General features: G+C 65.9%; 24 protein-coding genes. 8 read left to right on the top strand and 16 right to left on the bottom strand.

Annotation, left to right across the window (positions count from 1 at the left end; genetic code table 11):
- Nucleotides 1–96: 96 nt before the first annotated feature.
- A complete protein-coding gene (locus tag AB0L82_RS10130; RefSeq protein WP_364633505.1) occupies nucleotides 97–708 on the top strand; it encodes a TetR family transcriptional regulator in 612 nt (203 codons plus the stop codon).
- A 3-nt stretch (nucleotides 709–711) separates the two neighbouring features.
- Here the strand turns inward: AB0L82_RS10130 and AB0L82_RS10125 are convergent, their stop codons facing one another.
- The 3 genes from AB0L82_RS10125 to AB0L82_RS10115 form a co-directional block, all read right to left on the bottom strand.
- Complete coding sequence (locus AB0L82_RS10125; protein ID WP_364633503.1) at nucleotides 712–3,891, bottom strand: carboxyl transferase domain-containing protein; 3,180 nt, start codon at nucleotides 3,889–3,891, stop codon at nucleotides 712–714.
- Between the two features lie 86 nt (nucleotides 3,892–3,977).
- Nucleotides 3,978–5,000 carry an alpha/beta hydrolase family protein gene (locus AB0L82_RS10120; RefSeq protein ID WP_364633502.1) on the bottom strand — a complete coding sequence of 341 codons (1,023 nt, stop codon included), beginning with the start codon at nucleotides 4,998–5,000 and terminating at the stop codon, nucleotides 3,978–3,980.
- A 38-nt stretch (nucleotides 5,001–5,038) separates the two neighbouring features.
- Nucleotides 5,039–6,418 (bottom strand): AarF/ABC1/UbiB kinase family protein, encoded by a 1,380-nt coding sequence (locus AB0L82_RS10115; protein WP_364633500.1) that lies wholly within the window; start codon nucleotides 6,416–6,418, stop codon nucleotides 5,039–5,041.
- Between the two features lie 161 nt (nucleotides 6,419–6,579).
- On the opposite strand from AB0L82_RS10115, the gene AB0L82_RS10110 reads away from it, so the two are divergent.
- Nucleotides 6,580–8,130: an acyl-CoA carboxylase subunit beta gene (locus tag AB0L82_RS10110; protein ID WP_364633498.1), complete on the top strand. Its 1,551-nt coding sequence runs from the start codon at nucleotides 6,580–6,582 to the stop codon at nucleotides 8,128–8,130.
- Between the two features lie 55 nt (nucleotides 8,131–8,185).
- Here AB0L82_RS10110 and AB0L82_RS10105 read toward each other — a convergent pair whose 3' ends face one another.
- From AB0L82_RS10105 to AB0L82_RS10080, 6 genes are all read right to left on the bottom strand, one after another.
- Nucleotides 8,186–9,415 carry a lipase family protein gene (locus AB0L82_RS10105; RefSeq protein ID WP_364633496.1) on the bottom strand — a complete coding sequence of 410 codons (1,230 nt, stop codon included), beginning with the start codon at nucleotides 9,413–9,415 and terminating at the stop codon, nucleotides 8,186–8,188.
- A gap of 318 nt (nucleotides 9,416–9,733) precedes the next feature.
- Complete coding sequence (locus AB0L82_RS10100) at nucleotides 9,734–10,159, bottom strand: anti-sigma factor (RefSeq protein ID WP_364633494.1); 426 nt, start codon at nucleotides 10,157–10,159, stop codon at nucleotides 9,734–9,736.
- Between the two features lie 137 nt (nucleotides 10,160–10,296).
- A complete protein-coding gene (locus tag AB0L82_RS10095; RefSeq protein ID WP_364635944.1) occupies nucleotides 10,297–10,935 on the bottom strand; it encodes a PAS and ANTAR domain-containing protein in 639 nt (212 codons plus the stop codon).
- 119 nt (nucleotides 10,936–11,054) lie between these two features.
- A complete protein-coding gene (locus AB0L82_RS10090; RefSeq protein WP_364633493.1) occupies nucleotides 11,055–11,888 on the bottom strand; it encodes a thioesterase family protein in 834 nt (277 codons plus the stop codon).
- Between the two features lie 130 nt (nucleotides 11,889–12,018).
- Nucleotides 12,019–12,303: a hypothetical protein gene (locus tag AB0L82_RS10085; protein ID WP_364633492.1), complete on the bottom strand. Its 285-nt coding sequence runs from the start codon at nucleotides 12,301–12,303 to the stop codon at nucleotides 12,019–12,021.
- A 115-nt stretch (nucleotides 12,304–12,418) separates the two neighbouring features.
- Nucleotides 12,419–12,664, bottom strand: a complete 246-nt coding sequence (locus tag AB0L82_RS10080; RefSeq protein WP_364633491.1) for a CsbD family protein — start codon at nucleotides 12,662–12,664, stop codon at nucleotides 12,419–12,421.
- A gap of 186 nt (nucleotides 12,665–12,850) precedes the next feature.
- Here AB0L82_RS10080 and AB0L82_RS10075 point away from each other — a divergent pair, with 186 nt between their 5' ends.
- Nucleotides 12,851–13,087 carry a hypothetical protein gene (locus AB0L82_RS10075; RefSeq protein WP_364633490.1) on the top strand — a complete coding sequence of 79 codons (237 nt, stop codon included), beginning with the start codon at nucleotides 12,851–12,853 and terminating at the stop codon, nucleotides 13,085–13,087.
- A 216-nt stretch (nucleotides 13,088–13,303) separates the two neighbouring features.
- Nucleotides 13,304–13,552, top strand: a complete 249-nt coding sequence (locus AB0L82_RS10070; RefSeq protein WP_364633488.1) for a hypothetical protein — start codon at nucleotides 13,304–13,306, stop codon at nucleotides 13,550–13,552.
- 92 nt (nucleotides 13,553–13,644) lie between these two features.
- On the opposite strand, the gene AB0L82_RS10065 is transcribed toward AB0L82_RS10070, so the two are convergent.
- Nucleotides 13,645–14,529 (bottom strand): helix-turn-helix transcriptional regulator, encoded by an 885-nt coding sequence (locus tag AB0L82_RS10065; protein WP_364633486.1) that lies wholly within the window; start codon nucleotides 14,527–14,529, stop codon nucleotides 13,645–13,647.
- Nucleotides 14,530–14,621: 92 nt separating this feature from the next.
- A complete protein-coding gene (locus AB0L82_RS10060; RefSeq protein ID WP_364633484.1) occupies nucleotides 14,622–14,858 on the bottom strand; it encodes a DUF397 domain-containing protein in 237 nt (78 codons plus the stop codon).
- Between the two features lie 609 nt (nucleotides 14,859–15,467).
- Between AB0L82_RS10060 and AB0L82_RS10055 the strand changes: the two genes are divergently transcribed.
- Together AB0L82_RS10055 and AB0L82_RS10050 are read left to right on the top strand one after the other, a co-directional pair.
- Nucleotides 15,468–15,635 carry a hypothetical protein gene (locus AB0L82_RS10055; RefSeq protein ID WP_364633482.1) on the top strand — a complete coding sequence of 56 codons (168 nt, stop codon included), beginning with the start codon at nucleotides 15,468–15,470 and terminating at the stop codon, nucleotides 15,633–15,635.
- A gap of 101 nt (nucleotides 15,636–15,736) precedes the next feature.
- Complete coding sequence (locus tag AB0L82_RS10050) at nucleotides 15,737–16,030, top strand: hypothetical protein (protein WP_364633481.1); 294 nt, start codon at nucleotides 15,737–15,739, stop codon at nucleotides 16,028–16,030.
- Between the two features lie 91 nt (nucleotides 16,031–16,121).
- Here AB0L82_RS10050 and AB0L82_RS10045 read toward each other — a convergent pair whose 3' ends face one another.
- The 3 genes from AB0L82_RS10045 to AB0L82_RS10035 are packed head-to-tail and all read right to left on the bottom strand — an operon-like array spanning nucleotide 16,122 to nucleotide 17,634.
- Nucleotides 16,122–16,898 (bottom strand): GntR family transcriptional regulator, encoded by a 777-nt coding sequence (locus AB0L82_RS10045; protein WP_364633479.1) that lies wholly within the window; start codon nucleotides 16,896–16,898, stop codon nucleotides 16,122–16,124.
- Nucleotides 16,899–16,902: 4 nt separating this feature from the next.
- Complete coding sequence (locus AB0L82_RS10040; RefSeq protein WP_364633477.1) at nucleotides 16,903–17,295, bottom strand: hypothetical protein; 393 nt, start codon at nucleotides 17,293–17,295, stop codon at nucleotides 16,903–16,905.
- Between the two features lie 9 nt (nucleotides 17,296–17,304).
- A complete protein-coding gene (locus tag AB0L82_RS10035; RefSeq protein WP_364633475.1) occupies nucleotides 17,305–17,634 on the bottom strand; it encodes a helix-turn-helix domain-containing protein in 330 nt (109 codons plus the stop codon).
- Between the two features lie 58 nt (nucleotides 17,635–17,692).
- On the opposite strand from AB0L82_RS10035, the gene AB0L82_RS10030 reads away from it, so the two are divergent.
- Complete coding sequence (locus AB0L82_RS10030; protein ID WP_364633473.1) at nucleotides 17,693–18,433, top strand: SDR family oxidoreductase; 741 nt, start codon at nucleotides 17,693–17,695, stop codon at nucleotides 18,431–18,433.
- Between the two features lie 18 nt (nucleotides 18,434–18,451).
- On the opposite strand, the gene AB0L82_RS10025 is transcribed toward AB0L82_RS10030, so the two are convergent.
- Nucleotides 18,452–19,111, bottom strand: a complete 660-nt coding sequence (locus AB0L82_RS10025; protein ID WP_364633471.1) for a LysE family translocator — start codon at nucleotides 19,109–19,111, stop codon at nucleotides 18,452–18,454.
- A 232-nt stretch (nucleotides 19,112–19,343) separates the two neighbouring features.
- On the opposite strand from AB0L82_RS10025, the gene AB0L82_RS10020 reads away from it, so the two are divergent.
- Nucleotides 19,344–19,694 (top strand): hypothetical protein, encoded by a 351-nt coding sequence (locus tag AB0L82_RS10020; protein WP_364633469.1) that lies wholly within the window; start codon nucleotides 19,344–19,346, stop codon nucleotides 19,692–19,694.
- Between the two features lie 4 nt (nucleotides 19,695–19,698).
- On the opposite strand, the gene AB0L82_RS10015 is transcribed toward AB0L82_RS10020, so the two are convergent.
- Complete coding sequence (locus tag AB0L82_RS10015; protein ID WP_364633467.1) at nucleotides 19,699–21,048, bottom strand: oxygenase MpaB family protein; 1,350 nt, start codon at nucleotides 21,046–21,048, stop codon at nucleotides 19,699–19,701.
- Nucleotides 21,049–21,050 lie beyond the last annotated feature (2 nt).

Genomic DNA, 21,050 nt, shown 5'->3' with positions numbered 1-21,050 from the left:
GCATTTACACTTCTTGAAGAAGTGTATTCAGTAGATACACTCTTCGTGAGAATGTCAACGAGCGAGACGAAAGACGTGCTCATGTACCATCACGACGTGGCAGAAACGCCGAACTTCCAGACCGAGATGCGCCAGCTCCTGCGCGAACGCATCATCGACAGCACCCGCGGCATCGTCTGCGCCGAAGGCTGGGGCGCGGTGAACATGTCCCGGCTGGCCAAGGAGGTCGGGGTCAGCCGCCCGGTCATGTACAAGGAGTTCGGCAACAAGCACGAACTGGCCGAAGTGGTGATCCGGCGCGAGGTCGACGGCTTCCTGGTCGGCATCGCCGAGGCCGTGGCCGTACACCCCGAGGACGTCCTGGCGGGTTTACGCGAAGCGGTCGGCTACACGCTGCGCACCGGCGCGGACAACACTCTGCTCAAAGCCGTGCTCGCCGGACGCAACGCACCGGACACCGCACTGCTGCCGGTCCTGATGACCGAGCCCGAACCCGTGCTGGGGCGCGCCATCGAGGCGGTCACCGCACTGGTGCGGAGCCAGTACGGGCTGACCGCGCTCTCGGATACCGAGCTGGCCTCACTGACCGAAACCCTTGTCCGACTGGCCCTGAGCCATTTGTTCCAGCCGACCGGACCCATCGACAAGGCCGTCGATCAGATCATCGTGGTGATCGCGAGCGTGCTGGGTCCGGTGCTGGCGGGCTGACCGCTACGGCAGCGAGGAGATCCAGCGGCGGGTGTCGGCCGGATCGATGACATCGTCGAGTTCCAGCACGGTCGCGGCGGTGAGGGCTTTGCCACTGGCGTAAGCCATCTGGACCAGATTGTCGAAGGCGGTCTGGCGGGCGGCCGGATCCTCGATGGCGGCCAGTTCCCTCGCGAAGCCCAGGCGGACTGCGCCTTCCAAACCCATACCGCCGATTTCGCCAGTGGGCCAGGCGATCACGAAATTCGGGGCGCGGAAGGAGCCCGCCGCCATGGCCTGTGCGCCGAGGCCGTAACCCTTGCGCAGGATGATGGTGCCCCAGGGCACGGACAGGGCGGCGGCGTCGATGAACAGGCGACTGAACTTGGTGACGGTGGCGTGCGTCTCGGCTTCCGGGCCTACCATGAATCCCGGTGTATCGCACAGGGATACGACCGGCAGTCGATGGGCGTCGCAGAGTCGCAGGAAGGCGCTGAGCTTATCGGCGGCGGGGGCGTCGATCGCACCGCCGAGATGGTGGCAATCGTTGGCGATCAGGCCGTAGGAGCGGCCTTCGACCCGGACCAGGGCGGTGATGATGCCCGTACCCCAGTCCCGGCGCAGTTCCAGCACCGAATCCAGATCGGCGACGGATTCGATGGCGGCCCGGATATCGAAGGCGCGCAGGCGATCCTCCGGAATCACATGGCGGGCGAGCCGGGGATCCGGTGCGGTCCACTCCGATTCGGCACCCTGGAAGTACGACAGATAGCGACGGGCCAGGTCGACGGCTTCGGCCTCATCGGCGGCGACCAGGTGCACCACACCGTTTCGACGCTGCACCTCGATCGGGCCGATGTCCCCGGGAGCGTAGACGCCCAAGCCGCCGCCCTCGATCATGGCGGGGCCGCCCATGCCGATATTCGCGTCCGGGGTCGCGATCACCACATCGCACATACCGAGTAGCGCGGCATTTCCGGCGAAACAGCGGCCCGACACCACACCGATGAGCGGGACCTGACCGGACAGCGCGCCCATGGCGCGGAAGGTGGTGACATCGAGGCCGGAGATGCCCGGGTAATCGGTGTCGCCGGGGCGGCCGCCGCCTCCTTCGGTGAAGAAGACCACCGGAAGACGCTGGGCGCGAGCGAGTTCCAGCATGCGATCGGTCTTGGCGTGATTGCGCATGCCCTGGGTGCCCGCGAGCACGGTGTAGTCGTAGGACATCACCATCGTGCGGGTGCGGTCGGCGCCGAAGCGGTCGGCGTTGATGGTCGCCACGCCGCCGATGAGACCGTCGGCCGGGGTATTGGCGATCAAATCCTCCGGGCCGCGGCGCAGGCGCTGCGCCGCCACGGCCAATGCGCCGTATTCGAGGAAGCTGTCCGCGTCCACCAGATCGGTGATGTTCTCGCGAGCGGTCCTGCGGCCCAGGCGATGTCGTTTGGCGACCGCCTCCGGGCGGGATTCGTCCTGCCCCACCAGATGCCGGGCGAGCACCTCGGCCAGATCGGGGCGGATCGAATCCAGGTCCACCGCAACGGCATCGGCGTGCTCGCCGTCGTGATCGGCTTCGACCCACACCAGCAGGGGTGCGTGCGGATCGATCACCGCGCCGGAGGCGGTCAGTTGCCGGACCACCCGCAGCGGTTGTTCGGCGCGCAGCACATGCTGCATCTTCATCGCCTCCAGCACAACGATTTCCGCACCGGCGGGCACCACCGTGCCGGGCTCGGCCAGCGAGACCACGGTGCCGCCCATCGGGGAGCGCAGCGCCTGTTCGTCCCCGGCCAGGTCGACCGCATCGGTTACGGAGTCGATCTCGGGTCCGGCGTGCGGCGGCGGGGCGAACTCCGCTGCCCTGGAGACGAATTCGCCAACTCGGCGCTCGTACCAGGATGTCGAGACCGCACCCGCGCCGACGAGTTCGTCCAGTACCGCGCGCTGTACGGCCAGATTCGTCTCGACACCCGCGAACACCGTCTCCGCGAGCGCGTCCGCGGCCCGGCGCAGGGCAGCGGGATACGAGGGTCCGCGCGCGACGATCTTGGCCAGCAGCGAATCGAAGCGCGGGTCCTGCCGCATACCGATCCCGGCGGCCGTATCCACCCGCACTCCCACCCCGGTCGGCGCGGCGAACTGCGTGAGCGTTCCGGTACTGGGCAGCACTTCCCCACCGGCCGTGACGATTTCGGCGTTCACCCGCACTTGCACCGCGTATCCGCGCGGCGCGCTCGCGGTCAGCTCCAGATCGGCCAGACTCCGGCCGCGCGCCAACTCGAATTGGATCGCGACCACATCCAGCCCGGTCACCTCCTCGGTGACGGTGTGCTCCACCTGCAACCTCGGATTCACCTCGAGGAACCAGCATTCCGCCCCACTGACCAGGAACTCCACCGTGATCACACCCCGGCAGCCCACCGAATCGGCCAGCCGCACCGCATACCCGTGCAATGATTCCCGCAGTCCCGCATCCAGATTCGGCGCGGGTGCGATCTCGATCAGCTTCTGCTGCCGCCGCTGCACACTGCAATCGCGATCCCCCACCGCGATCGCCCGCTCGCCGTCGGCGATGATCTGCACCTCGATATGCCGGGCCTCGGTGATCAGCGCCTCGGCGTACACGGCGGCATTCCCGAACCCCGCCAACGCTTCCGCACGACAGCGCTCATACGCGTCGGCGAGTTCGCCGACTTCGCGCACCGCCCGCATCCCCCGGCCACCCCCACCGGCGGCGGCCTTCACCATGACTCCGCCCGGCCGCGCGGCAAGCAATTCCGCGATCTGTTCCACCGTCGCGGCACCCGCGGTCGCCGGAATCACCGGCAGCCCGGCACGTTCGGCCGCCGCCCGCGCCGCGACCTTATCCCCGAACAACCTCAGCACCTCGGGCGAGGGCCCCACGAAAGTCAGCCCCGCCGCGGCACACGCGGCGGCGAATTCCGCGCTCTCACTGAGGAACCCGTAGCCGGGGTGCACCAGCGCCCCATCCCCCGCCTTATGTGCCGCCCGCACCACCTCGTCCGCATCGAGGTAGGCCGCCACCCCGCTTCCGGGCAGCCGCACCGCCTCGTCGGCGAGCCGCACGGCCATCGCATCGGCCTCGTCCCCGGTATGCAAGGCGAGCGCGGAATACCCCTGTTCCCGCGCACTGCGAACGATCCGGACAGCGATCTCACCACGATTGGCCACGACGACGTACATGCCGCCATCCTCGCAGCCGGAAAACAAAACGTGCGTGCAATCCCGCGGGCGGAGTGCCCGCGCGGACTACACGCACGTGGAGAGAATCAGGCAGTGATGCCCATGCCCTGGGCCAGGATCGGCCAGGAGTTGTGCAGGGCGTCATCCCAGTACGGCCAGTAGTGGGTGCCGACCGGGGTGAACTGGTAGGTGGCCGGGATGTTCAGACCCTCGAGGCGGCCCTTGAGGTTCACGGTGCAGGCGTTGACCGCGCCCTCGATGATCATGCCGAGACCGAGGTTGACCCCGCCCATGACGCCGGGGGCGTTGCTCAGGTAGTACTGCACGTCCGCCGCGACCGGGATACCGCTGCCGCTGGAGACGTAAAGCAGTGTGCCGCGCAGCTTCTCGGCATTGATGACCGGATCGTTGGCGGCCCACAGCGGGCTGTCGTCCGGACCGTACATATTGGTGACGTCGCCGCCGGCCCAGGTTTCGGTGGCCAGCTTGACGAACTGCTTACCGGCCGGATCCGCGATCTGGGCGCAACCGCTGTACGCCGCCACGGACTTCCACAGGCCCGGCTTGGCCTCGGCCAGCTGCAACACCGAGGTGCCGGAGGTGGACAGACCCGCGAGCGCGTTCAGACCGGTGGAGTGCAGCGCGTCGTCCAGCAGCGGCGGCAGCTCCTCGGTGAAGAAGGTCTTCCACTTGTTCAGGCCCAGACGCGGATCTTCCTTGATCCAGTCGGTGTAGTAGCTGCCCAGGCCGCCGATGGGCTGGATGACATTGACCGGCTTATCGGCCAGCCAGTCCAGCGCCTTGGTCTGCGCCTTCCAGTTCGCGGTGCCCTCGCCGCCGTCCAGGCCATTGAGCATGTACAGGTTCGGCGCGGGCGTGGACTCATCGGCCGGACGCTGCACATCGACGGTGATATCGCGGCCCATGGCCTGCGAGTACACCTTGAAGTGCCAGGTACGGCCCTCCTTGACGATCGAGCTGATCGCGGAGGGCTTGGCCGCCGGTTCCGCCGAGGCGGTCGCCCCGAGCATGGTCGTGGACAGCGCAGCGGCGAGGGCCACGGCGGAAACCCGGAGGGCGGTCGCGCTGCGTAGTGCGGAGAGCTTCATCGAACAGTCAAATCCAATCCAGTGGACACCGTCGCCCGTCAGTCGACGGGGAGTTCGGTGCCTTCTTCGGCGATCTTGGCGGCTACTTCAGTTGGAAAAACGTTGCGGAACAGGAACAGGTCTCGGCCGAGCTTCCATCCGGGAGCCAGCGCTACCGCATATCGTTCGAAATAGCCGAGTTGTTTCCCCATAAGAATTAGCTGTTCCGGGCCGGATGCGCCACGCCGCTTCCCGAATTCGAGAAGACGGGCGGCGACCACACCCAAATCCAGCTTGTCCAGGCTGCCCGAGAGCACCGGACCCAGCGCCACCGCGAGCTGTCGCCCGATGGTGGCGTCGTCACCGCTGTCATCGGCGACCAGATCCAATTTGCGCAGCGCCCGGGCCACCGGGCGGAAATCGTTGTCGATGGCGCTGGCGTAGAACAGCGCCCGCACGAATTCGCGCCATTCGGTTTCCATGCGCCCGACAATGCCGAAGTCCAGCATGGCGACCCGGCCGTCGTCGAGCAGCCAGAGATTGCCCGCGTGCACATCGCCGTGGAAGAGCCCGTGCACCGCGACCGATTCCATCCAGGCTTTGACCAGGCGGCGGATCAGCAGTTCCGAATCCGGATGCACGGCGCGGATATCGTCGAAGCGATCGAGCGGCATACCGCGCATGCGTTCCATGCACAGCACGCGCGGTCCGCAGTGCTCCCAATAGACCTCGGGGATGGCGACACTGGTGTTGTCGCCGAACGCGGCCAGATTCTGCCGCGCCCGGGTCTGGTTATCGGCCTCGATCAGGAAGTTGAGTTCGGCGACCGTCGCCTCGTACAGATCGCGAACCACGGCCTGCGCGTTGGCCACTCGCGCGTTCTCGGACCGCTTCTCCAGTGCGCGAGCCAGTTTCATGGCCGCGCGCAGATCCACGATCATGCGCTTGGCGATCTCGGGCCGCTGCACCTTCACCACCGCGGGGCGGCCGTCGGCCAGCACGCACGCGTGCACCTGGGCGATGGACGCCGCCGAGAGCGGTTCATCGTCGAAGGACCGGAACAGCTCCGAAATCGGTTTGCCCAGATCGGCTTCCACGATCGCGCGCGCGTCCGCGGACGGGAACGGGCTCATATCGTCCAGGCAGCGCAGGCAGGCGTCGGCGAGTTCGCGCGGGAAAGCACCCGGTGACGAGGCGATCAGCTGACCGAGTTTGACGAACATCGGGCCCAGCGATTCGAAACCGTTCACCACGCCCTCGGCCACGGCCTGTCTGCGCTTGGCCTTGCGCAGGCCGCCGCGTAGCACGCTGCGGGTAACCGATCCGCCCAGTACCGCACCCACGATCGCGGTTCGGCGCACTTCGGAGAACCCGAAGGTGTCCAGATCCGGCCGGATCACCTCGGGCGCCCCCGCCCGCACAGTCATCGGTGAGCTCACGGGGCGCAGTGTATCTCTGTCCCACCCGGTCGGTCCGCTGTGGTGCCCGGCACAGTCGACACACCCGTTCGGTGGTTAGGACCCCGCTATGCCGGGTACCGTGGCTGGCTGGGCCGCGATCCGGCTCGACACTGATGAAGGCGAAAGGCAAGACCGAAGTAATGACGGGTACAGCGGAGAAGCTGGCGGAACTGCGCAAGCTCCTGGAAATCGCCGAAGAACCTTCGGGTGAGAAGGGCATCCAGAAGCGCCGCGCCAAAGGTATCCCCAGTGCCCGAGAACGTGCGCAGATGCTGCTGGACCCGGGCACCTTCGTCGAAATGGGCGCGTTGATCCGCCAGCCCGGCAACCCCAACGCCTATTACGGCGACGGCGTGGTCACCGGGCGCGGCTATATCGACGGCCGCCCGGTCGTGGTGATCTCGCACGATCAGACCGTGTACGGCGGATCGGTCAGCGAGATGTTCGGCCGCCGCGTGCGCGCGGTGATGGATTTCGCCTATAACAACGCCTGCCCGGTGGTCTGCATCAACGACTCCGGCGGCGCGCGTATTCAGGACGGCGTGGCCTCGCTGGCCTGGTACGCCATCATGTGCCGCCTGCAGGAGGACCTGTCCGGCTATGTGCCGATGGTCGCGGTCATGCTCGGCAAGTGCGCGGCCGGTTCGGTGTACGGGCCCATCAATATGGATGTGCTTGTCGCGACCGAGGATTCGTACATGTTCGTCACCGGCCCGGAGGTCATCAAGGCCGTCACCGGTTCGGTCGTCACCGCCGAGGAGCTGGGCGGAGCGCGTGCGCTGGAGCAGAACGGCACCGTGCACCACGTCGCCAAGACCGAATCCGAGGCCTTCCAGTGGGTCCGCGACTACCTGAGCTATCTGCCCACCAGCTGCCTGGAGCAGCCGCCGGTGGTCAACCCGGGTCTGGAGCCCGAGCTCACCGATACCGATCGCCAGCTCGACAAGCTCATGCCGGATCTGGACAAGACCGGCTATGACATGCACGAGGTGCTGCTGCGCATTTTCGACGACGGCGAATTCCACGAGATCAGCGCGAAAACCTCGGCGAATCTCATTACCGGGTTCGCGCGTGTCGACGGCCGTCCGGTCGGTGTTATCGCCAATCAGCCACTGGTGCTCGGCGGCGCGCTCGATGCCGCGTGCTCGGATAAGGCCGCGCATTTCATCCGGCTCTGCGACGCGTTCCATATTCCGCTGGTTTATGTCGTCGACACCCCGGGCGTGTTGCCGGGCGTGGACGAGGAGCGCAATCACGTCATCAAGCGCGGCGGGCGCATGTTCCGCGCGCTGATCGAGGCCACCGTGCCGATCGTGACCATCGTGACCCGTAAGGCGTACGGCGGCGGTTACGCGGTCATGGGCTGCAAACAGCTCGGCGCCGATATCAGTCTGGCCTGGCCGACCGCGCGCCTGGCGGTCATGGGCGCGGAGTCCATGATCCCGATCGTGGGCAAGCGTCAGCTCGAGGCGACCCCGGAGCAGGATCGGGAAGCCGTGCGGCAGGGCATGATCGACTTCTACAACGCCACCGTGGCGACCCCGTGGACGGCGGCCGAGCGCGGCTATATCGACGCGGTCATCGAACCCTCCGCCACGCGGCTGGAGATCCGCAAGGCATTGCAGCTGCTGCGCGATAAGGACGCGGTGCGCAAGCCCAACCCGCGCAAGCACAATCTGTTCCCGATGTGATCCGGGAGTGACGAGCCGAACCGCCCCGGTCATCACGACCGGGGCGGTTCTGGTTTCAGCATTCGTTGGGCGCGGGTTCGCCGCCGAGTCTCGCGCCGAGCCAGGCCAGGGACTCCGGATATCCGGTGAAGGCGGCGATGATGTGCTCGCCGATCACACTGCGATAGATCGCGGTCGCCCCCAGCGCGCACTGTTCGGCGTAGAGGTTCCTCGCGCCCTCCGCTGGCACCCAGAATTCCTGCTCACCGTTGTAGATGTACAGCGGCACAGCCGATTTCATACCGTCCATGCGGGTGATCGAATAGATCTGCTGGGCCAGCGGACTGTGCAGCGGATCCGGGAAATCGGCGGCGGCGTCCATGGGCAACTGCAATAGTCCGGGCACGCCGAACGAATCCATACAGGTGTCCTTCATGACCAGCGCCACCCACTGCGCAAGTTTGTTCATATGCGCCAGAATCTCCGGCCGCTCCCGGCCGATGGCGAAGGTGGCGGCCATGAACACCCCGGACGCCAGATTCGCGTTCATGCTGCGGGCCAGGATCTCGTAATCGGCGGGCACACCGCCCATGGCCGCGCCCACCACCACATCGGCCAGTTCGGGCGCGTAGTCGGCCATCAATTTGACCGCGCCCTTGGTGGCGATCGCACCGCCGGAATAGCCGATCATCCCGAATCGACTGGCGCCGAACTCATTCGGCATGGAACCGCGCACGGCGCGAATCGCGTCCAATATCGCGTGCCCGGCCACATACGGTTCGGCATAGGCCATGCGCGGACCCTCGTGGTCGGTGATCAGCACCGCGTAGCCGCGCAGCAGCGCCAACTGGGTGGTCGGCGGCAGATATTCGGCCAGATTGGTCAGATTCGAATAGCCGTGCGCCAGTGTGTAACTCGGATTGCAGTCGCGACCCAGCGAATTGATCGGCAGATTGTTCACCACCACCGGACGCTCACCGTCGCCACCCCATTGTCCGAGCGGGAGCACCAGCGAGGCGATGGCGTACGAGGCCGCGCCGTGCGCGTCGGTGGTCCGGTATTTGAGCTGCACCACCTGCCGCACCGGCATGAATAGCGCGGGGCCGCCGGTATTGGTGACATCCCGCCAGGCGATCAATTGCCCGGAGCCGAAATCCTCAAGCCGAGCGGGCCATTCGTCAACGAAACCGTCGCCGATGGGTGAGGGCATGGTGGCGGCTCGCAGGGCCGCCAGTTCGGGGGCGAGCCCGCCCGAGTCCACCAGCGGTGTGGCGGGCGCGATGGGCAGTGCGGGCGGCGGTACCACCGAATCGACCCATTGTTGAAATGCGGGAAGCAACCCGGAAACCGGGGAAGCGGATGGGGGTGCATCGGCCGGTTGGGCGTGCGCGACTCCCGCGAATCCGCCGAATATCAAGACGGCAGCGACAATTCGCAGAACGGAGAGCAAGACACCCCCAGCGGAATTCGTGGGCTCGGCGGACCTGGCGAGCGTAAACCCGGTCCGGGTGGCGACACTCCGGGGTGGTCTGTTCGAAGCCGCATCGATACCACACTGTGTCGATCGACTCGTGCGTGTCGCCGAAACGACTACAAAATGTGGCTCTGAGCGTGGAATCCGCTGTCAGGCGCCCGGGCCGCGCGGACGGCAGAATTCGACCGAAACCGGGTATCCCCCGCTCGCGGCGTCGAACGGACTCGATTGCGCGGCGAGATTCTCGGTGATGGTGTGCAATACCTGCCAGCTGAATCCGGTTTCGTCGAACGCATCGCTCCCGAGGGACACCGCGGCCATTCGAACTCGCATGCGCTCGGCATCGAATTCGAATTCGCAATCGACACAGCTGTCCGGCACCGCGCTGATAATCAGCGCGGTCGCCACCTCGTCCACGGCCACGCGAATATCGGTCAGTTCGTCGAGGGCGAAATCACCGATGAGAGCGACCGTTTCGGCGAGTGCGCGCAGCATGATCAGCTGGTCGAGTTCGGCAGGCACCCGAACGCCCACCGTGCCGGTATCCGCCGATGACCGGGTGATCGGATCGCCCATACCTGTCTCCGTCCGCTCCGAACAAGCACTTCATCGGCGAAACGTCGATCGCATGAATTTCCACCGGATAACCGCGTCCGTCATCGTCATCCGGTGCGATACCCGGTCGAGATCTGCCGAAACGTCTGCGTGGCAGATCAATCCGATGGCAGCCGTTCATGCACGGTCAGCAGCAGATGATCGAAGCGGGTGCGCAACTCCACCGCCGCGCCGCCCATTTCCGTCGCCTCGGCGATCAGCCGCTCGGAGAGCGTGCGGAGTTTGGTGTTGGTCTCCTGGGATCGCCAGGTGAGCACCCGGAAAGCCTGTTCGGCATTGATGCCGTACACCAGCATGAGCGCACCCTTGGCCTGTTCGATGACCGCCCGGGCGCGATAGAGTTCGGGCAGCGCGTCGTCGAGGGTTTCCTGCCGGTGTTCGGCCAGTGTGCCGGTGACATCGATGTAGTAGCCCGTGGTGCCGATCACCCGGCCGCGCTCGTCGACCATATGGTCGCCCACCACGATCACATGATGTTCCGCGCCGCCGGTATCGAGAATGCGGTGACGGCTGCAGAACGGCTCCTGATTCCGCACCGCGCGGTCCAGTGAGGTGGCGACCTGCTCACGATCCTCGGGGTGTTTGTGCGTGAGCAGCAATTCGGTGGTCGGCACCACGGTTCCGGGCGGATAGCCGTGCATGGCGGCCACCTCATCGGACCATTCCCAGCGCTGATCCGCGGACCAGAAGCGAAAGCTGCCGACATGCTGCCGGTGGCCGCCCACCACCTGTTCCAGCGCCGGCGCCGCGCTGCGGTGTTCACCACCCGGGATCACCAGATGATTATCGGCCGCCGGGTGTGCGCGCGGAGCGGATCGGCGACAGCGGAACCGGAATCGCTGCGCCGCTTGCCGATTCAGCTGCGCGAGGTCATCACCGCGTCGAGTTGCGCACTGCTGATCTGCCGCGCGGCGTTCGACACCGAGGTGACCATGCAGCTGCCGAACGCACCGCGCCGATCGAACAGCGTGGCGACCCCGACCGCCATACCGCGTTCGCTGAGGTGGCTGTCGGCCTCGACGCCGATCTGCGCGCCGTCCGGCATGCGGGACAGCGCCAGGGTCATATCGGTATTGATGAAGCCGATGCCGGCATCGCCCCAATTGGTCATCATGCTGGTGGCCTCGCCGACCAGGGCGGCGCGGGTGAACGGGGAGAGTTCCTCGCCGGTGATCACGCGCATGGGGCTCTGCCAGGTGCGCTTGCGCGCGGTGTTCTCGTGCTCGGTGGGCACCGAGGACCAGTAGCCCGGTTCGGCATCACTGCTGAACAGTGGGATCTGCGGCAGGTCGGTGGTGGGCGCGATATCCAATGCCGGTGGCAGCGGCTCGAATTCGCGATGCCAGAGGGATCCCGCGGGCTGTTCGGAGGGTTGCAGCAGCACCACCGAGGCGCGCGCGGCCATCTTGCCGCCCTGCATGACCGCGACGTCCGCGACGCGAATGCGTTTACCGTCGCGCACCCGGACCATCGGGGTGGTGGTGTGCTCGAAGCGCGCGGCACTGAACATATCCACGGTCAGGCGCACCGGTACGAAACCGTCGGTGGCGTGCTCGCGCTCCAGCTCCCGGGCCATCAGACCGCACAGCGCCGGGCCGACCACCTGGGCCGCGGACCATTGACTGGCCGCGATCGGTGTAGGTACGTACCCGCCGTCCACCTCGTCGAAATACGCCGGCACATCCACCACGGGTCCACCTGTCCAGTTCCGTTGATCAAACCACTGTTCCCAGACCTAACACAGGGATGGAACCGGTTTCAATACGACGGCCCACCGGCGACCGGTGGCATTTCCCACAACCGGTCCGGATCGGCCGGGCTCAATCGAGCAGGACCGGGCGCAGCCGGGTGGTGTAGACGCCCGCGCGGTCGAGGGCGTCGGTCGCGGCGGTGAGTTCGATTTCCGCCTCCTCGAAGACCTCGCGCGCACCGGCGATACAGCGGCCGGGGGTGAGCAGCGCGGCGATGCCGTCGGTGTCGACGAGCATGCCGGACTCGCCGAGGGCGGCGTAGTCGGCGCGCAGTTGGGCGACGCGTTCGCGCAGCGTGGTCAACTCGCGCAGCAATTGTGCGCGGCGGCTCTCCAGACTGCGCGGATCGGTCATGAATTCCAGTGTGCCGCAAGGACGCCCGCTACGCACACGATCATGAAAATCGCCCGGCGGTGGTATCCGCCGGGCGATTTCGGTTATCGATCACGTCATTGTGTACGCGGGCGCACTAGTCGCGCTGATGCGCGCGCTCGCGCTGCTTGTCGACTTCGGCCTGGGCGCGGGCCTTCTCGGCCTCGGCTTCGTGAGCGGCCGCCTCCCGCTGGGATTCGGCCTTGTCCTGCTGGGCCTGGCCTTCGCCGCGCAGTGCGTCATTGCCGAAGACGGTGCCGGCGGCCTCTTTGGCTTTGCCCTTGGCCCCCTCTACGACTCCTTCGACGCCTTCCTGGAAACCGCCCTTTTCGTGCTCGGACAAGAGAAACACCTCCACAGTGTCGGTATTACCTGACAATGCGGCGGTACCCGGGCCCCCGAGGCCGAAACACCGGGCGCTGCAAGGTGACTCGTGTCGATTGTCACCGCACGGGCCGTGATTGGCCCGTGCCGCCGCGGGTATCCCGCTGTAATCGGCGGCCGCGTCGCCGCGGAAAGGGTTGCGACCATGACGGGAGACCGGGGGAATTCGGGGGACGAGATTCACGACGGCCCCGGACTCGCCCTGGCCACCGCCGGAATCGTGGCGGTCGCGCTGACCATGATGGTCGCCGGATACGGTTTCACCGGCTGGGCGATTCTCAGCGGGCTGGCAGGCGGGCTCTGCCTATGGACCGGAATAGCGATGATTATCGCTGAACAACGGCATCGGACGCACTCGCGCGACGATCACAATCGTTCCTGAGGTCGCCCGGAAAAGTTAGCTCGCAAACTTTTAGCATCCCGAAATCCCTGGTGGCCGTACATATTCGAGGTTGCAGATGTACTTGCATATGCGCGCAGCACGGTCATAGACTCGAGTGGCAAGGCACCGTAGGGGACAACCAGGGAGCCGAGCGGTGGATCACCGGCGATTCCGCGCCATCGGTTTAACCCTCGGCTTGGCATCAGGGGCGTTCTAATGAATCAGCCAATCAACCTCAGCCGACTCGGGTTTGCCGATAGAACCCGGCCGGAGCAATCATGCTCACATGAGACGGCAACCGCTTTCGTCATTCATCAGGTCGAATCCACTGGAGCGGCCACTCGGTATGATTTCGATATCGAGCGAATAGTCACCACCGCACACGCGATGGTGAACGACTGGGATCTGCACATGATGCAGCCGGAAGCGTTCTGGCGTATCGCTTCCAGCTTTATCAGGCAGTAGTTCCGGGACGAACAAGAGAACATTCGGCATACGCAGGCAGGGGCCCCCAAAAGGGGCCCCGCAGCCTGTATCCGTAAGGTCCTATTCTCCGATCAGAGCGCGTCGGCGATCTCCGCCAGCAGTTTGCGGGAACGCTCCGGCGCTTCGGCCTGCACACTCAGTTGATCCATGACCTGGCGGTAGAGCTCCAGATCCGCCCGGCGGTCCAGATAGAGCGCGCTGGTCAGCTGCTCCAGGTAGACGATATCGGGCAACTCCATCTCCGCGAAGCGGAGCATCGTGAACGAACTGCCCGCTGCCGCATGACCCCCGGCCGCGTACGGCAGGATTTGAATGGTCACATTCGGCAGCTTCGACAGTTCGATCAACTGATGGATCTGATCGCGCAGCACGGCCGCGCCACCCACCGGACGATGCAGAACCGCCTCGTCGAGCACGGCCCAGAAGCTGGGCGCGCTCGGACGGGTCAGCAGTTCCTGACGGTGCCGGCGCAGCGATACGCGCCGCTCACCGTCTTCGTCATGGCCGAGTGCGACGATGGAGCGGGCGTAATCGGGGGTCTGCAGCAGGCCCGGAATCAGCTGTCCCTCATAGGTTCTGATGGACTTGGCCGCATACTCCAGGCCGAGGTAGGTCTCGAACCACTGCGGCAGCAGGTCGCTGTAGCGGTGCCACCACCCAGGCTCATTCGCCTTGCGCACCAGATCCAGGAACTGTTCACGCTCTCCGAGATCGTCGACCTTGTACAAGGTCAACAGGTCTCGGATATCGCGCTCCTTGAATCCAGTCCGCCCGAGCTCGAGACGACTGATCTTGGCATGGGAGCCGCGGATGTGTTCACCGGCGGCCTCCCTGGTGATGCCGTTCTCTTCCCTCAACTTTCGTAGCTGCCCGCCCACTGCGATACGCAAAGCGGTCGGGCCACGGTCTACGACAGCGGAATTCGCCCGACCGTGAGGAACGGGTTCTGCGATCATGGGGTCCACTCCGATGCTCGGGTTTTCCGGCAGTGGGCCACAACCGCAACCGCAACGTCGCGTTCCACCGCGCCGATTGCCAATGCTACCGCTCAGAGAGCGAGATCGTCGAACTCTCCGCTCTTGGCGCCCAACAGGAAGCATTCGATCTCGGGGCGGGTGTAGACCAGTACCGATCCTTCCGGATCACGAGAGTTTCGCATGGCCACCTCGCCGTTCGCCAGTTTCGCGAGTTCCACGCAGTTACCGCTCGGGTTGCTGAAAGTGCTCTTGCGCCAAGCGAGTTGAGCGACGTCCAGGTCGATATGGGTTGCCGGATTGTCCATCATTTCAGACTCCTTGCCAGTACCACCCGTGAGTGGTGTCCCAGTACTTGCAAATGTTCGGTCAAATGTTCTTACAGTTGCAACCGCAAGTAGAACGATAGCACGCGGGTAGCCCGCCATCGATGCCTTGATTTCCGTGAATCCTTTGCAACACAACACCTTTGATCTTGGTCAACGGCGTGGCGATGCGAAGTTGTGAAGAAATTCAGACATTTCATACCGTACGGTCTGCGCCGTAAACGCTTGTGACGTCATGGAACTCGTGCAGGGCAATCTCTGGCGAACACCCCCGGCATCCCCCGAGTCAGGCAAAGCGGATGCTCGAATCGACAGCACCCATCCACTGACGGGCGGAATAGCGAACAGTTGCCGGTCGCCCGCGGCCGCCCCCGCGCGGTATGGCAGGGTGGCCGCAAGGTCCCCGCCACCATTCCGGACATTTCGTCACAGTGGCGGATAGCGCGTAATCCCATACGCCACAACAACACCGAACCGGACCAATCCCGCCGACACGCGTGCTCGAACGTACAGATGCACTTGCATCTGCTCCTTGCAGCCTCATAGACTTCGGGACAACCATTCACCCTCGGCCAGAGGCATCCAATGACACAGATGCTCGCCCGCAGCACCGATCTCTCCGGTGACGACTGCGATTACGAACCGCGCGGTCTGAATTATCGCCGGGCCCGGACCATTCTGCGCGCACATGATCAACACTTCGCGTGCCGGCAGTATCTAGCGGCCATCGCCTATCTCTCCGCGGATAATGACGTGGACTGAATGCTTGCCCGGGTGACGCGGAACAACTGAATTCTCTTGCGCAATACGGGCTCCGGCGGGTACTCCGGATAGGAAACCGCCGTCACGTGGAGAGCGCCGAGATGATTCTTACTACCGCGCACGACCTGTTGACCCAGGACTATCTGGCCCAAGTCTTCAACCCCACGCCCGAAACCCCGCCTGTCGCAGACAAATTGCTGCGCCTGGTTCGGTATTTCACCTGGTTCGTCCTATTGGCCGGGGTGCTCGCCATCATCTACGCGGGCGGCCGATTCGCCTGGGAGAAGTGGAGCGGCGGTGCGCTCACCGCACCGAAGCAGATTGCCGGGGCACTGGTCGGTGGCGTCATCGCGACCAGCGCGGGCACCATCATGAACGCCGTCATCGGGCAGTAGCGCGGCTCCCGGAACCTCCGCACAGAACAACGCCGGGCCGGTCCTGTCGTCTCAGACAAGACCGGCCCGGCGTTCGTCTATCCGCCCGAACCTACGCCGTCGCGGCGTGCACGGTCTTCTCCACCTCCGGGATCGCGCCGGACAGTTCCTCGAACCGGGCGATCACCTTCTGGTGGTAGAGGCCGAACAGATCCTCGAACAGCGCCAGCTGCGCTTCGCTCGGCCCACTGTCCGATTCCCAGACCGCGACCAGCGCGCGCCAGACCAGCACATGCAGATCCGGCGATACCGCGAAGTAGGCGTCCACCGCCTCGGGCACCTCGAGAATCATCTCGCCGATGGAGTTGAGCACCGCGCGCTGCATACCGTGCCCGAGCGCGGTGAGCAGTCGCCGCAGCAGGTTCAACTCGATGCGCAGCATGCGGTGCGGATCCGGATCCGCGCCGCGCGCAAGGGTTTCCAATTCGTCGATATCGGCCTTGAGTTCGCTCGGATCGACCGCGCGGTCACTGCCGGTGTAGGCGAGCAGCGCCTCCAGGGCGATACCGCGCTCCTCTTCGACGATATTGCCGAACATCTCCGCGGCCACCTCGGGCTCGGGCATGGAGAGCCGGAACAGTCGCCGGTACACATCCACACCGCCCTCGGCGCGCACATCGCGGATCACGAATCCCTTACCGCGATGCGCGTCCACGAAGCCGTACGACTCGAGCCGTCCCAGAATCAGTTGCGCCGTCGCACGATTCAGATCGAACTCGTCGGCCACCTGTCGAACGGACGGCATGAGTCCACCGGGCGTGTACTGCCCGGATGCCACCCGCCGTGCCAATTCGTCGGCGACGTCGGCGACGACCGTCCGGTCTCCCATCGTGTCACCTCTCCACATTCTGATTCACGTCCCAGACAGTGTATGTGTTCAGTCGGACAACTGCACAAGTGTTCGCACTGCCCATATCAGCCAGTGACACAATCTTGTCGGTCCAGGTACTGCCGGATTTCGCCAATAGGTCCGAAATAGTGACAAAGGTGTAGCCGCGCCCCTTCAATCCGGCGGCAATCAGCGGGATAGCGGCCAGGGACGCGGCATGTTCGGCCGGCCCGTCGTTCAGGGTCAGCGCCACCACGGGCTGATCGGTGTCCACTCGGGGGACGATTCGCCCCGCCACCTGATAGGTGCGCGAATTCATCAGGACGTAGAGCCCGGCCGCGGTCAGTAATAGGACGACAGTGCCCAGGGCGGAACCGAGGAACAGCTTGCGGCGCATGCGAAATCCTTACGCGTCGTGATCGGTGACGGTCCGCTCCAGGTTCGCGCCCCAGTGTCCGGCCCACTGCCACAACGGTTTCAGCGCCATCCCGAGTTCCTTACCGGCGGTGGTCAATTCGTATGACTTATCCGCCTTCTTGACCACCACGCCGGCTTCGGTCAGGCGCTGCATGCGCACCGAGAGCATGCTCGACGAGCAATTGCCCATGCGGCGGCGCAGCTCCAGGAATCCGAGCGGGCCGGGTTCGAGCTCCCAGACCACGCGCAGCATCCAGCGCTGGCCGAACAGTTCCATGGCGGCCAGTGCGGGGGCGGGCGGTTCGCTTGCGCTTCTCATTCAGAACCACCATATTGATTCTAAATCAGAAGCACTCGTCGGGGTTGGAGGAACGGATATGAAGCGAATCGTGTTGATCACCGGTTCATCTCGCGGCATCGGCGCGGAGACGGCCCGGGTGCTGGCGGCGCGCGGCGATCACGTCGTGGTCAACTACCGAGAGAAGCGCAAGCGGGCCGAAACCATCGCGGCGGAGATCCGGAACGCCGGTGGCAGCGCGTCCACCGCGGGCGCGGATATCGCGGACCCCGGCAGCGCGACCGCGCTCATCGACGGCGTCGTATCCGAATTCGGGCGGCTGGATGTGCTGATCCTGAACGCCTCGGGCGGTTTGGAACGCGATGCCGCACCCGATTACGCCATGACACTCAACCGGGACGCCCAAGCCCACCTGACCCGCACGGCACTACCTCATCTGCCGCGCGGCGGTCGCCTGGTCTTCGTCACCAGCCACCAGGCCCACTTCTCCCCCACCCGCCCGGTCCCCACCGGTTATGAACCCATCGCCGCCAGCAAGCGCGCGGGTGAAGACGCCCTGCGCGCCATGGTCCCCGAATTCGACAGCCGCGGAATCACCTTCACCGTGGTGTCCGGTGACATGATCGACGGCACCATTATCGTCCGGCTGCTGGAACGCCGTGACCCCGACGCCGTCACCGCCCGCCGCGATCAGGGCGCGCTCCCCACCATCGAGGATTTCGCGACCGCGATAGCCGACGCGACCATCGCTCCCGCGCCGGACAACCACACCGTCTACGTCGGCGGCCAGGACTTCCCACTGCTGACCACGGCACCCTGACCTCGCGTTGCGGAGGTGTCAGCGGGCGTCGGCCGCCAGTCCGACCCCGAGGCCGATCAGCACGGCGGCCAGCGCCCGTTCGACCCGCTGCCGGATCTCGTTGCGCCGCAACCAGGTTCCCGCCCGATCGGCGGCCAGGACGATGCCGACGCACCACAGTGTGTCGATCACCAGCTGGATGGCGGCCAGAATGATGACGGTCGGCAGGACCGGGCCGGTGCTGGGCAGGAATTGCGGCAGGATCGTCAGCCCGAATACCGCGGCTTTCGGGTTGGCGGCAATCGAGACCAGTGACGCGCGGAAAGCCGCCGCCGGGGTGTGCCCGCCCGGCAATACCGAGGTGAGCGCGGTGCCGAACGCCTGCTCGGCCTTCGAACTCCGCGCGCTGCGGGCACTGCGCCAGGCTTGAATACCCAACCAGATCAGCATGGCCGCGCCGAGAATATGAATTCCCACGCTGAGCACCCGGTTCGCGACCAGCAGCGCCGACAATCCGGCCCCGCCGGCCAGCGTCCAGCCGAATACGCCGATCTCGTTTCCCGCCACCGCCGCCAGCCCAGCTTTACGGCCGTCACGCACCGAGCGCTGCAGGAACAGCGCGGTGGCCGGACCCGGCAGCGCGGCCAGAATCAGGCAGGCGAGCATGAAGGCGGGAAGGACCTGGACCCAGTGCGGCATCAGCCGATGCTGACAGGTGCGCCCGCACGCCGCCAGTCGTTTCGGTGCGACCGAGCCGAGCTCGGTGTGGTCGCCGGATCTCCGCCCGGCCCTCGTTTCGGCCGGGCGACCGGCATACGAACCACTCGAACGCTCCCGGCGAGTCCGGCTCGGGCTCGCCACGGGTGTCCCGTCAGGTCGGCCGGGCGGGAGTACGTTCGGGTTGGGATAGGCGGAGCGGAGGAGGTGCGCGGTGGTGGATGACGTGGAGAAGCGATGGCGGCATCCGCGAACCCTTCGGCGGGCGGCACGCTATGTACTGATCGTGCTGGCGCTGGCGGCGGTGGTGGGTGCGGGGGCCACGGTCTGGGCCGCCGCGCGGGAGCGGTGTCTGGACGCGGACACGATGCTCTGTGACAGCGCGTCGAAATTGGCCGTCGGGCTGGGTCCGGGGCTGGTGTTGCTGTTCGGCGGCATCGGGGCGTTCGTGCTGACCCTGCGGGAGTGGCGGGCCGGTGGGGCCTGGCCGATCTGGCAGGGAGCCGGATGGTTCCTTTTCACGCTGATGGTCGCGTATTTGGCCATCGCGGGTGGGTCCGCCTGACCGCTCAGCTGGGACAGCGCGCCGTGCTGTCCGCGGAGACATCGTGATGGTCGAACGGGGTGCCGTGAATGCCGACGCGGGCGGCCAGGAATTTCGCGACCTTGATATTGCGCCCCCAGAACGGATCCGAACCCGCCGTGCGGCGCGTCATGCGGCGGCGGGCACCGGGTAGCCGATCATCGAGCGCGCGCAGGCGTACGGCAACGGTGGTGGCGATCGCGGTCGCGTCCATCCACGGCCGGACCGGAACATCACGAAGCGGGGTGTCCGCCAACAGGGTTCGCACCAGCGGTTCGCTGCTGTAGAACGCCAGCGCCCCCACCATCGGCGCGGTGGCCGCGATGCGCGCCCGGCCCGGCAGCGATCGATCGGTGAAGACGCGGGTCGCCGCGCCTGCCATGGCGGCGGTGCGCTCGGGGGCGACACCGGCGGTGGCGACCATATAGTCGACCATTTCCATACCTTCCGCGGCCGAGCGCGGGATGAGCTCGTCGGCAACGCCGAAACAGTGCGCGATATAGGCCCAGTAGTGCATGACGGCATCGAGTTGCGCTGTGGTGCAACGCCTCCCGTGTACATGATCGAAGCAGATCGGGGTCAGGCCGAAGGTGACGGCCGCGCCCATCGTGGTGGCGTTGGAGATCGGATTGCCGTGCAGCGCGAAATGCTCCGCGCCCCAGCGGCGGCGCAGCATGGCCCGCACCTGGGCGTGCATGAGCCGCACCCGCACGGTGTCGTGCAGAATCGGTGAGCGGCGTTCCAGGGCACCGGGTTCGGTGACGCTGCCGAACCACACCGAGGTTTCGAGATTGCGGCGGTAGGGATCTCGTACGAAGCGCCCCGTCTCCCCCACCGCCGAGGCGACTTCCGCGCCGACGAAGGTGCCCATGAAGTCCTGAACGCCCATGGCCATTTTCCCGGCGGTGGAGACGTTGACCCAGAGCCGCCGCCCGTATTCCCACAGGTCCGGGTCGTACCAGTCCGGCGGATTGTCCACGCCCGCGAAGAGATTCACCAGTGCGGCGGGCGGATCGTCGACGCTGTCGATGCCGTGCGCCAGCGCCCGATTCAGCATGCGCCGCCCGCCCGCGGTACCCAGCCTGCGGAAGGCCGCCACCACCTCGTCCATGGGTTCATCGCCCTGCCAGAGGTGATCGGCCATGAGCCGGGTGCGCGGTGTCTCGCGGGGCTCGCGGAATACCGGCATCCACGGTGAGAGCATGGCCTTGCGCGGTTCGTACCAGAGGTCCGAGGCCACCGCGCGTCGCGGCGGCGGCCGCAGCGGCATGCCCGCACGGTAGTAGTAGTCGTAGGGGTGCGTGGTCGCGGGCTGGGGATCAATCTGTGGCCGCATTG

It is taken from the genome of Nocardia sp. NPDC052001, assembly GCF_040680615.1.
GTDB lineage: Bacteria > Actinomycetota > Actinomycetes > Mycobacteriales > Mycobacteriaceae > Nocardia.
The sequence above is the reverse complement of the archived record's forward strand: the minus strand, read 5'-3'. Positions and strand labels throughout refer to the sequence as shown.

Bases quoted from the DNA above. Each gene is read 5' to 3' on its own strand.
- AB0L82_RS10065 (WP_364633486.1), bottom strand. From the start codon at position 14,529: ATGATCGCAGAACCCGTTCCTCACGGTCGGGCGAATTCCGCTGTCGTA.
- AB0L82_RS10045 (WP_364633479.1), bottom strand. From the start codon at position 16,898: ATGGGAGACCGGACGGTCGTCGCCGACGTCGCCGACGAATTGGCACGG.
- AB0L82_RS10025 (WP_364633471.1), bottom strand. From the start codon at position 19,111: ATGCCGCACTGGGTCCAGGTCCTTCCCGCCTTCATGCTCGCCTGCCTG.
- AB0L82_RS10030 (WP_364633473.1), top strand. From the start codon at position 17,693: ATGAAGCGAATCGTGTTGATCACCGGTTCATCTCGCGGCATCGGCGCG.
- AB0L82_RS10060 (WP_364633484.1), bottom strand. From the start codon at position 14,858: ATGATGGACAATCCGGCAACCCATATCGACCTGGACGTCGCTCAACTC.
- AB0L82_RS10055 (WP_364633482.1), top strand. From the start codon at position 15,468: ATGCTCGCCCGCAGCACCGATCTCTCCGGTGACGACTGCGATTACGAA.
- AB0L82_RS10110 (WP_364633498.1), top strand. From the start codon at position 6,580: ATGACGGGTACAGCGGAGAAGCTGGCGGAACTGCGCAAGCTCCTGGAA.
- AB0L82_RS10050 (WP_364633481.1), top strand. From the start codon at position 15,737: ATGATTCTTACTACCGCGCACGACCTGTTGACCCAGGACTATCTGGCC.
- AB0L82_RS10070 (WP_364633488.1), top strand. From the start codon at position 13,304: ATGAATCAGCCAATCAACCTCAGCCGACTCGGGTTTGCCGATAGAACC.
- AB0L82_RS10100 (WP_364633494.1), bottom strand. From the start codon at position 10,159: ATGGGCGATCCGATCACCCGGTCATCGGCGGATACCGGCACGGTGGGC.
- AB0L82_RS10120 (WP_364633502.1), bottom strand. From the start codon at position 5,000: ATGAAGCTCTCCGCACTACGCAGCGCGACCGCCCTCCGGGTTTCCGCC.
- AB0L82_RS10040 (WP_364633477.1), bottom strand. From the start codon at position 17,295: ATGCGCCGCAAGCTGTTCCTCGGTTCCGCCCTGGGCACTGTCGTCCTA.
- AB0L82_RS10015 (WP_364633467.1), bottom strand. From the start codon at position 21,048: ATGCGGCCACAGATTGATCCCCAGCCCGCGACCACGCACCCCTACGAC.
- AB0L82_RS10085 (WP_364633492.1), bottom strand. From the start codon at position 12,303: ATGACCGATCCGCGCAGTCTGGAGAGCCGCCGCGCACAATTGCTGCGC.
- AB0L82_RS10035 (WP_364633475.1), bottom strand. From the start codon at position 17,634: ATGAGAAGCGCAAGCGAACCGCCCGCCCCCGCACTGGCCGCCATGGAA.
- AB0L82_RS10075 (WP_364633490.1), top strand. From the start codon at position 12,851: ATGACGGGAGACCGGGGGAATTCGGGGGACGAGATTCACGACGGCCCC.
- AB0L82_RS10125 (WP_364633503.1), bottom strand. From the start codon at position 3,891: ATGTACGTCGTCGTGGCCAATCGTGGTGAGATCGCTGTCCGGATCGTT.